Here is an 8,972-nt window from a genome sequence, read left to right on the forward strand (position 1 = left end):
GCACCGCTTCGGCTCCGCCGCCACCCATGTGCGGCGGCTGCTCGCGGAGGGGGCGCTGGGCCGGCCGCTCGTGGCGCACTGCCAGACCACCTGGTACCGCGACACCGCCTACTACGCCGTCCCCTGGCGTGGCCGCTGGCAGACCGAGGGCGGTGGGCCCGCGATGGGACACGGCATCCACCAGATGGATCTGCTGCTGGATCTGCTCGGGCCGTGGAGCGAGGTGCGCGGGATGGCCGGACGGCTTGTCCACGACGTCGAGACCGAGGACGTCTCCACCGCGCTCGTCCGGTTCGCGAACGGCGCGCTCGCGACCGTCGTCAACAGTGTGCTCAGCCCGGACGAGGTCAGCAGGATCCGCGTCGACTGCGAGCGCGCCACCGTCGAACTCACCCATCTGTACGGGCACGGCAACGCCGACTGGACCATCACCCCGGCGCCCGGTGTCCCGGAGGCGGAGGTGGCCGCCTGGCGGGACTTCGGGCCGGACGTGCCGAGTTCGCACCTCGCGCAACTGCGTGAGCTGGTCGCGAGCATGCGCGCGGGTGAACGGCCGCGCAGCAGCGGGGCGGACGGGCGGACCAGCCTGGAGCTGATCACCGCGCTGTACAGGTCGGCCTTCACGGACACGACCGTCAGGGCCGGGGACATCGGCCCCGGCGACCCCTATTACGCCGTACTGCACGGCGGCGCGCCGGGCTGGGCGCCCGCGACGGACGAAGACGGCGACGCGATCGACGACGATGGCGATGTGTCCGAATCTGTTGGTGAATCCGCCACCGAACCCACTGTCCAGTCCGCCGCCGGATCCGCTGTCGAGGAGGAGTCCGCGTGACCACGTCCACCGATCTGCGCATCGTCCACGCGCACGGCGACCGCATCACCGTGACCGAACCTGTCACCGGGGTCGAACTGTTCAGCTACGTGTACGGGGCGGAGGCGGCCTGGGAGGCGCCGAAGCCCTATCTGCACCCGGTCCGGACGCTCGCCGGGAACGTCGTCACCGACTACCGGCCCAATGACCACCGCTGGCACAAGGGCATCCAGCTGACCGCGTCGCACCTCTCGGGGGCGAATCTGTGGGGCGGCAACTCGTATGTGCACGGTGACGGGTATCTCGCCCTCCCCGAGCGCGTCGGCTCCATGGCCCACGTCGGCTTCGACGAGGTCGCCTCGGGCGCGGGCCGGGCCGTCATCGCGGAGCGGCTCACCTGGCACCCGTACAGCGGGGAGCTGTGGGCGGAGGAGTCGCGCCGGGTCGAGGTGCACGACGTCGATGCGGCGGCCGGATCCTGGGCGCTGACCTGGACGAGCGCGATCACCAACCGGCGCGACGAGCCGCTGCTCTTCGGCAGCCCGACCACCGCCGGGCGCGAGGCGGCCGGCTACACCGGCCTGTTCTGGCGCGGACCGCGCGCCTTCCGGGACGGCCGGATCCTCGGCCCCGACTCCGAGGGGCCCGGACTGATGGGCGGGCAGGCGCCGTGGCTGGCGTACTCCGGCGAGTTCGACGGCACCGACGGACACGGCACGCTGGTCTTCGTCCACGCGCCCGAGAACGATCATCTGGGGACCGAGGGCGCCCATCCCGCCCACTGGTTCGTGCGCAACGAGCCGTTCGCCGCCGTCGCCCCCTCCTGGGCGTTCTACGACGAGCTGGAGCTCGCGCCAGGTGACACGCTCACCCGTCGCTACCGGATCGTCGTCGCGGAGGGGGAGTGGGAGCGCCCCGACGTCACCAAGTACCTTGCGGAGCACCCGTGGTGAGCGCGGTTCCCGGCGGGGCGGGCTTCGCCGGGCTGCCCGGTGGCGTCGCCGTCTCGCATCTGTCCGTCTACGACTGGCCGGCCGCCGATGGGGTGTGCGGCGGAACTCCCCATATGCATCTGACCTGTTCGGAGGCGTACGTCGTCACGGGCGGGCGGGGCGCGGTGCAGACGCTCACGGCGTCCGGGTACGAGGAGACGCCGCTCGCGGCCGGGACGGTCGCCTGGTTCACGCCGGGCACCATCCACCGGCTGGTCAACGAGGACGGACTGCGCATCACCGTCCTCATGCAGAACAGCGGGCTGCCGGAGGCGGGGGACGCCGTGCTCACGCTGCCGCCGGAGTATCTGACCGACCTGGAGACGTACGCCGCCGCGACCGTGATCCCGGCCGACGCGCCGGTGGCCGAGCGGGAGCGGGTCGCGCGGGCCCGGCGCGATCTCGCCCTTGAGGGGTACCGGGCGCTGCGGGACGCGGAGGGGCCGACGGCCCTGGCCGCCTTCCACGAGGCCGCCGCCGCTCTTGTACGGCCCCGGCTCGCCGACTGGCGCGAGCGCTGGCGACGGGGTGCCGGGGCGGCGGCCGACGCGACACGCGACCAGCTCGACCGGCTGGAACGCGGCGACACGTCCCACCTCGCGACTGCCGTCGTACGGGCCGAACAGCCCGTGACGCACGGGAAGTTCGGGATGTGCGGGCGGCTGGACGTGTACCCGGGCACCCCCTGAGGGAAGTCAGTGCCCGCGCAGATGGTGTCGCTTGCGCCAGGCCACGACGGTGCCCACCACGGCCGGCACGGCGATGAAGGCCATCGCGATCAGGAAGGCCGGGGAGGTCGGCGACGAGGCACGGGCTCCCGCGACGACGTACGCGGCGGTGTTCGGGACCGACCCGAGGGCCGTCGCGAGCAGGAACGGCAGCCAGCCCATGCGGGAGACGGCGGCGCAGTAGTTGGCGGCCCAGAAGGGCACCCCGGGGAACAGCCGGGCCGCCATCATCGAGCGGAAGCCGTGCCGGCTGAGCAGGCCGTCCGCCGCGCGGAGCCAGCGGGCGCGCAGCAGCGGGCGCAGCGCGTCCTGGCCCAGGACACGGCCCAGACCGAAGGCGACGGCGCCGCCCAGGACGGTGCCCGCGAGCGCGGCGGCCAGACCGAGCTGGGAACCGAACAGGGCGCCCGCGGCGAGGCTCAGCAGCGGGCGCGGCACGAACGCCACGGTGCACAGTCCGTACGCGGCCGCGAAGACCACCGCCGCGGCGGCACCGCCGACCTGGGGCGGCCAGCCGTGGGCGAGCAGCCGCTGCGGTTCGAAGAGCAGGACGCACGACGCGGCGGCGCCGAGCAGCAGCACCAGGAGCGACAGCCTCGACCACGGCGAGAGCAGTGCTCTCGTACAGCGCGCGGCAAGGCTGTTGGACCGGGCGGTGACACTGACGGCCGGGGAGCGCGGGGAGAGCTCCGTGGCGGTGGCCTGGGGAGTGGCCGTGGCGGTGCCCCCAGAGCGGGTGGTGGCATCGAGCATTCGGCGAGATTATCGGAGGAGTGTGTGTGGCCGCCGTATGGTTGGTCTCAACGGTGGAACAAGCAGGGGAACTCCCGGCGCGCCCACATGGCCCCCTCGTCGGCGGAAAACCATTCGACGTGCGGTGACGCGTCGGCGATGATCGGCCCCATGTTCCGGTACGCCTTCCTCCTCGCGGCATCCGCGGTCACGGATGCCCCGAAGGCTGCCGTCCCGATCTTCGCGACCGCAGTCGACGGCGCTCGAAGCTGACCCTTCCCGGATCGTCCGGCGGACCCCGTAGGGGGAGGGTCGGCGAACTTCCCCGGGGTCCCCGTCCCGGCCGCGTCAACCGCGCCGGGGCCTTCACTCAGTACCGCTGAAGAGGCTTCGAGGTACCGCCATGTCCACCATGTCCAAGAAGGCATACGTCCGCACCAAACCGCATCTCAACATCGGCACGATGGGCCACGTCGACCACGGCAAGACCACCCTGACCGCCGCCATCACCAAGGTGCTCGCGGAGCGCGGCTCCGGCACGTTCGTTCCGTTCGACCGGATCGACCGCGCCCCGGAGGAGGCCGCGCGGGGCATCACCATCAACATCGCGCACGTGGAGTACGAGACCGACACCCGGCACTACGCGCACGTCGACATGCCGGGTCACGCCGACTACGTCAAGAACATGGTCACCGGCGCAGCGCAGCTCGACGGGGCGATCCTCGTCGTCTCCGCGCTCGACGGGATCATGCCGCAGACCGCCGAACACGTCCTGCTGGCCCGGCAGGTGGGTGTCGACCACATCGTCGTCGCCCTCAACAAGGCGGACGCCGGCGACGAGGAGCTGACGGACCTCGTGGAGCTGGAGGTACGCGAACTGCTCACCGCGCACGGCTACGGCGGCGACGCGGTGCCCGTCGTACGGGTGTCGGGTCTGAAGGCGCTCGACGGCGACCCGCGCTGGACGGCGTCGATCGACGCGCTGCTCGACGCGGTGGACACGTTTGTGCCCATCCCCGAGCGGTATCTGGACGCGCCGTTCCTGCTGCCCGTCGAGAACGTGCTCACCATCACCGGCCGGGGGACGGTGGTCACGGGTGCCGTCGAGCGCGGCACGATCCGGGTCGGCGACCGGGTCGAGGTGCTCGGCGCGGGCGTGGAGAGCGTGGTGACGGGGCTGGAGACGTTCGGCAAGCCCATGGAGGAGGCGCAGGCCGGGGACAACGTGGCGTTGCTGCTGCGCGGGGTGCCGCGCGATGCGGTTCGTCGTGGGCATGTCGTCGCGGCGCCGGGCAGTGTGGTGCCCCGGCGGCGGTTCTCGGCGCAGGTGTATGTGCTGTCGACGCGGGAGGGCGGGCGGTCGACGCCCGTTTCGACCGGGTATCGGCCGCAGTTCTATATCCGTACGGCGGATGTCGTGGGGGACGTGGACCTCGGGGAGGTCGCCGTGGCGAGGCCGGGGGAGAGGGTTTCCATGACCGTGGAACTCGGGCGCGAGGTGCCTCTGGAGGCGGGGCTCGGGTTCGCCATTCGTGAGGGTGGGCGGACTGTGGGGGCGGGGACTGTGACTGCCGTTCAGTGAGGGTGGCTGGTGTGCGTGGGGGGCTGCGGGGCCGTTGTGGCTGGTCGCGCCCACGCGGCGGAGCCGTATGTCGACAACAGTCCCGCGCCCCTTTGGGGCGCCCCGGCACAGGCACAATTGAGAGGTGACCGAGTCGATACCCGTTGCCCGTGCCGTCGATCATGGGTTCGCCAAGCTGATGCCCGATGTCGACCGTGAGCGTGCCTGGCTGCTCACGGTCGACGGGGCGCCCCAGTCGTACGTCGATCTCGATGAGCCGACGCACCTGGAGTTCGAGTACGCGCGTCGGCTCGGGCACGTCCTGGACACCGTCGCGGAGCCCGGGCGGGCGCTGGATGTGCTGCACCTCGGTGGGGGTGCGCTCACACTGCCCCGGTACGTCGCCGCGACCCGGCCCGGGTCACGGCAGGACGTCGTCGAGGCGGATCGCGGGCTGCTCGACCTGGTCGGCGAACACCTTCCGCTGCCCGTCGGCGCGGGCATCGCCCTGCACGCGGCCGATGCCCGCGCCTGGCTGGAAGCCGCCCCGGACGCCTGCGCCGATGTGCTCGTCGCCGACGTGTTCGGCGGCTCGCGTGTTCCCGCGCATCTGACCTCCCTCGCCTACGCCGAGCAGGCCGAGCGGGTGCTGCGCGGTGACGGTGTCTACCTCGCCAACCTGGCCGACGCCGCGCCCTTCGCCTTTCTGCGCTCCCAACTCGCCACCTTCCGGGCGGTGTTCGAGGAACTGGCGCTGATCGCCGAACCGGCTGTCCTGCGGGGCCGGCGCTTCGGCAACGCGGTGCTCGTCGCCTCGCACCGCCCCCTGGATCCGGCCGCCCTGTCCCGCCGCGTCGCCTCCGACGCCTTCCCGGCCAGGCTCGAACACGGGCCCGCGCTGAGGGACTTCATAGGGGGCGCCGCGCCTGTGCGGGACGAGGAGGCGGTGCCGTCACCGGTGCCGCCGCAGGGAGCGTTCGGCATCGGCTGACACGCCGGTGGGGCGTTCAGTCAGCCGCCGGTGCTCTCCAACTCGCCCTTCGCCGGGGTCTCCTGGGTCTTCTGGGCCGTGTCCCGAGTGACCTCCTTTGTGCGCCGGGTGAGGTGGCGTACGTCCCGTACAGACAGGGCTCCCGCCGTCACCACCACGATCAAGGCCGCGCAGCCCCACAGGGCCGGGGTGCGGCCGAAGGTGTGTTCCGCCGGGCCCGCCAGTGCCATGGCGAGCGGGAGCATCGCGACCGAGCCGAACCAGTCGTACGCAGAGACCCGGGAGAGCTTGTCCTCCGGGATCTCCTGATGCAGTGCGGTCATCCAGCTCACGCCGAACACCTCCTCCGTCACGCCGGTCACGAACATCACCGCGCAGAGCACGCCGATCGGCACCGGGACGGCCAGCGCGGCGGCCGGCAGGGCCAGCGGGAACACGCAGAGCGTGCCGGCGAGCAGCAGCCGGCGCGGTTTCCAGCGCGTCATCAGCACGGCTCCGGCGACCGTGCCGGCCCCGAACATGGCCAGCGCCAGCCCCCATGGCCCGGCCCCGCCGAGGCTGTCGCGGGCCACGAGCGGGCCGTAGACCGACTGGGCGGCGCCGATGACCGCGTTGGCGACGGCGAACTGGACGACGATCACCCACAGCCAGGACCGGCCGGCGAACTCCCGCCAGCCCTCCCGCAGATCGGCGAACAGCCCGCCGCTCGGCCCGCGTACCGGGATGTGACTCACGTCGAGGAAGGAGCGCAGCGCCCCGGCGACCGCGAACGCCACCGCGTCGACCGCGAGGACCCAGCCGGGCCCGAGTACGGCGACCAGCGCGCCGCCGACGGCCGCGCCGCCGAGTGCCGCGCTCTGCATCGCCATCCGGAACACGGCGAAGGCGCGGGCGGCCTGGTCGCCCTCGACCGACGACAGCAGCATGCCCTCGGCGGCCGGGCCGAAGAACGCCTGCCCGGTGCCGCCGAGCGCGGTCAGGAGCATCATCTGCCACAGCCGTGGCTCCCCGGCCAGCACGAGCGCCGCGAACACCGCCTGCGAGAGGCAGTTGAGCGCGTTGGCGGCGACCATCACATGATGCCGGGGCAGCCGGTCGGCGATCGCGCCGCCGATCAGCAGGAACAGCACCAGGGGCAGCGTCCGCGCCGCCGCCACGAGACCCACGTCACCGGCGTCGCCGCCCGCCTCCAGTACGGCGAACGCGGCGGCGATCAACGCCCCGTTGCTGCCGAGGTTCGTCACGACGGCCGAGGCGGTCAGCAGTTTGTAGTTGCGGCCCGCCCAGGACGGGAGGCGTGGGCGTTCGGTGGGGGAACCGGCGGAGGTCACCGGGCGACTATCGCGGGCCCTCGCCGGGTTGCCAATCGGTTTTCGACCCGCTCGGGGCCAGGAGCAGCCGGTTTCAGCCGCTCACCGGCGCCCGCCGCACTCCGCCGGCCGGTCGCTCATCCCTCGGTCGGCTCCCCGTGCAGCCGTACCGTGCTCAGGATCCGCATGATCGTCTTCTCCGGCACCTCGCCGGGGACGCCCGCCGCGCCGTACAGGCTCCACGCCACGAAGTCACCGGCCGAGTTCTTGAAGCCGAAGGTGATGGCCTTGCCGTCGCTGGCGCACTTGCCCGTTTGGGGCGTGTTCTTCGAATGGGCCCGGGCGAAGCTGCCCTTGATGCCGGACTTGGTCGTGTACGGCGTGGCCTTCTCGTCGTAGACGAGGCTCTTCTTGTCCGGCTGTGTGTAGCCGCCGTAGACCCACCAGGGGACCTGGTTCACGGCCACCTCGTCGGCGTTCTTCGCTCCGCTCGCGCCCTTGGTGCCCACGGCCGCGAGTGCGGTGTCCGACGTGCGGCCGTCCTTGTCGTCGTCCGACACACACCACTTCGACTTGTAGTACGCGGGCGCCGACATGGTGATGAGCGGCTTGGCGCCGGCCTTGGGATCGGCGTCCTCGAAGCCGATCATCGTGCCCGGCGTCTTCACCTCCCAGTCCGCCGGTACGTCGAAGGCGGTGCCCCACTTCGGGTTCACGACCACCTTCCACCCGGCGACGGTCGGCTGCTCGGCCTGGGAGTTCCTCGGGTTGTCGTCCGGGGCCGACGCGGTGGGGGACGCCGAGTCGCTCGGGTCGGCGGACGACGGGGCGGGCGTCGACGCGGGTGCGGACAGGCCCGGCTGCTGGTCCTTGCCGTCCGGGCCCGCCTGCTTGTCCTTGTCGCCGCCCAGGACGAGGAAACCGGTGACCCCGGCCGTGATCACGACCGCGGTGGCCGCGACGATCGCGGTGACCTTCGTCCGGTTCCCGTCTCCGCCTCCGCTCTGCGAGGGCTGCGGGGGCTGCGGTGCGCCCGTCGGCGTCGGAGCGCCCCACCCCGGCTGCGCGTATGGATTCGGCGGCTGGGGCTGGGGGTTGGGCTGCGGATACGCCGTCTGCTGGTATCCGGGCTGCTGGTACGGGTTCGGTTGCTGGTATCCCGGCTGCTGGTACGGATTGTGCGGCGGGACCTGCGCGTGCTGCGGGTCCCGCGGGTTCTGCTCGCCCCCGGGCGGCTGCTGTTCTTGCCACATGGCCGGTAACGATACGGCGATCGGCGGGGCGAATCTGGTCAGCGTTGGCTACTCGCGAGTAACGTGTGGCCATGAGCGCAGAGCAGATGTCGATCGGTGAACTTCTCACGGCCACGGTGCCGATGGTTCGCACACTCAACCTCGAATACCTGGAGACCACTCCGGAGAAGGCAGTGCTGGCCCTGCCGGACCAGGGTGAGTTCCACAACCATGTCGGCGGCCCGCATGCCGGGGCCATGTTCACGCTCGGCGAGTCGGCGAGCGGGGCGGTCGTCATCGCGGCCTTCGGGGATCAACTCTCCCGTGCCGTACCGCTGCTGGTCACCGCCGAGATCGCGTTCAAGAAGCTCGCGCGCGGTCCCGTCAGGGCCACCGCGACGCTCGGCCGCCCCGCCGCCGAGGTCGTCGCCGAACTCGACGAGGGCAAGCGCCCCGAGTTCCCGGTGGCCGTGGCGATCCAGCGAGAGGACGGCGCCGTCACCGGCGAGATGACCCTCATCTGGACCCTCCGTCCGAACAACTGACAGTCGTTCCGCGACAGTTCACCGGCTCTTGGCAGCCGCTGCGACCCGGCAGGTCCATGGACCTGCC

At 72.0% G+C, this 8,972-nt stretch carries 9 protein-coding genes; 6 read left to right on the forward strand and 3 right to left on the reverse strand.

The features are described from left to right. From AOK08_RS19455 to AOK08_RS19465, 3 genes are all read left to right on the forward strand, one after another. A partial coding sequence (locus tag AOK08_RS19455; RefSeq protein WP_198539311.1) for a Gfo/Idh/MocA family protein occupies positions 1–835 on the forward strand: 835 nt, incomplete at its 5' end. Beyond that, a complete protein-coding gene (locus tag AOK08_RS19460; protein ID WP_055527530.1) occupies positions 832–1,767 on the forward strand; it encodes a DUF6807 domain-containing protein in 936 nt (311 codons plus the stop codon). The genes AOK08_RS19455 and AOK08_RS19460, both read left to right, overlap by 4 nt. A gap of 113 nt (positions 1,768–1,880) precedes the next feature. Continuing rightward, positions 1,881–2,495, forward strand: a complete 615-nt coding sequence (locus AOK08_RS19465) for a cupin domain-containing protein (protein WP_422125754.1) — start codon at positions 1,881–1,883, stop codon at positions 2,493–2,495. A gap of 6 nt (positions 2,496–2,501) precedes the next feature. Here the strand turns inward: AOK08_RS19465 and AOK08_RS19470 are convergent, their stop codons facing one another. Then, a complete protein-coding gene (locus AOK08_RS19470; protein WP_055527535.1) occupies positions 2,502–3,287 on the reverse strand; it encodes a TVP38/TMEM64 family protein in 786 nt (261 codons plus the stop codon). A 391-nt stretch (positions 3,288–3,678) separates the two neighbouring features. Here AOK08_RS19470 and tuf point away from each other — a divergent pair, with 391 nt between their 5' ends. Beyond that, a complete protein-coding gene (gene tuf / locus AOK08_RS19475) occupies positions 3,679–4,848 on the forward strand; it encodes an elongation factor Tu (protein WP_055527553.1) in 1,170 nt (389 codons plus the stop codon). 124 nt (positions 4,849–4,972) lie between these two features. Then, entirely contained in the window at positions 4,973–5,818 is an 846-nt protein-coding gene (locus AOK08_RS19480; protein WP_055527541.1) for a spermidine synthase, read from the forward strand. A 20-nt stretch (positions 5,819–5,838) separates the two neighbouring features. Here the strand turns inward: AOK08_RS19480 and AOK08_RS19485 are convergent, their stop codons facing one another. Both AOK08_RS19485 and AOK08_RS19490 read right to left on the reverse strand, forming a co-directional pair. Next, the gene (locus AOK08_RS19485) at positions 5,839–7,149 is read right to left on the reverse strand and encodes an MFS transporter (protein ID WP_055527543.1); all 1,311 of its coding nucleotides are present in this window, start codon (positions 7,147–7,149) and stop codon (positions 5,839–5,841) included. A gap of 116 nt (positions 7,150–7,265) precedes the next feature. Continuing rightward, a complete protein-coding gene (locus AOK08_RS19490) occupies positions 7,266–8,381 on the reverse strand; it encodes a DUF8017 domain-containing protein (protein ID WP_055527545.1) in 1,116 nt (371 codons plus the stop codon). A gap of 86 nt (positions 8,382–8,467) precedes the next feature. Here AOK08_RS19490 and AOK08_RS19495 point away from each other — a divergent pair, with 86 nt between their 5' ends. Next, positions 8,468–8,905 carry a DUF4442 domain-containing protein gene (locus AOK08_RS19495; protein WP_055527548.1) on the forward strand — a complete coding sequence of 146 codons (438 nt, stop codon included), beginning with the start codon at positions 8,468–8,470 and terminating at the stop codon, positions 8,903–8,905. The last annotated feature ends 67 nt before the right edge of the window (positions 8,906–8,972 follow it).

Origin of the sequence: Streptomyces graminilatus (genome assembly GCF_001418565.1) — a bacterium.
GTDB lineage: Bacteria > Actinomycetota > Actinomycetes > Streptomycetales > Streptomycetaceae > Streptomyces > Streptomyces graminilatus.

Bases quoted from the DNA above. Each gene is read 5' to 3' on its own strand.
- AOK08_RS19465 (WP_422125754.1), top strand. From the start codon at position 1,881: ATGCATCTGACCTGTTCGGAGGCGTACGTCGTCACGGGCGGGCGGGGC.
- AOK08_RS19470 (WP_055527535.1), bottom strand. From the start codon at position 3,287: ATGCTCGATGCCACCACCCGCTCTGGGGGCACCGCCACGGCCACTCCC.
- tuf (WP_055527553.1), top strand. From the start codon at position 3,679: ATGTCCAAGAAGGCATACGTCCGCACCAAACCGCATCTCAACATCGGC.
- AOK08_RS19490 (WP_055527545.1), bottom strand. From the start codon at position 8,381: ATGTGGCAAGAACAGCAGCCGCCCGGGGGCGAGCAGAACCCGCGGGAC.
- AOK08_RS19495 (WP_055527548.1), top strand. From the start codon at position 8,468: ATGTCGATCGGTGAACTTCTCACGGCCACGGTGCCGATGGTTCGCACA.